A 437-nucleotide genomic window follows, 5' to 3' on the forward strand; every position below is an offset into this window, starting at 1 on the left:
GGTAGTAGTCGCGCGATGCGGGATGGCAGTTCGACGCGATCCACGCCGATCGAAACATCGCGTTTTTCAAGCGTTTATTGCCGGCCCTGGTGGGAAACTCGCCGCGGACCGACGTACCCGACTGCCGGGTGGTCGGCGCGATGCCGGCGTAAGCGGCCAAGTGCGCGGCATCGGCGAAGTCCTGGCAGTCGCCGATGGACAGCAAGATGTTGGAGGCGGTCTTGATGCCTACGCCGGGCATCGACATCAAGATCTGGGCAAGAGGGAACGATTCGAGCATCTCCTCGACTTGTCCGGCGATCGTGTCGCGCTGTGCTTGAAGCGCTTTGATGTTCGCCGCCAGCTGGGGAATGACCTATTCTGCTGCCGCAGTGCCGGATACCGTGACAGTTTGCTCGGCAAGGGCGGCGAAAATTGCGTCAACCAGGGCAGCAGGG

Annotated in this window: 1 pseudogene; it reads right to left on the reverse strand. The window is 62.0% G+C overall.

The features are described 5' to 3' along the window. A pseudogene (locus HMPREF2847_RS09095) lies at positions 1–437 on the reverse strand (transposase); the annotation flags it as partial.

Origin of the sequence: Corynebacterium sp. HMSC074C03, assembly GCF_001838285.1 — a bacterium.
GTDB lineage: Bacteria > Actinomycetota > Actinomycetes > Mycobacteriales > Mycobacteriaceae > Corynebacterium > Corynebacterium amycolatum.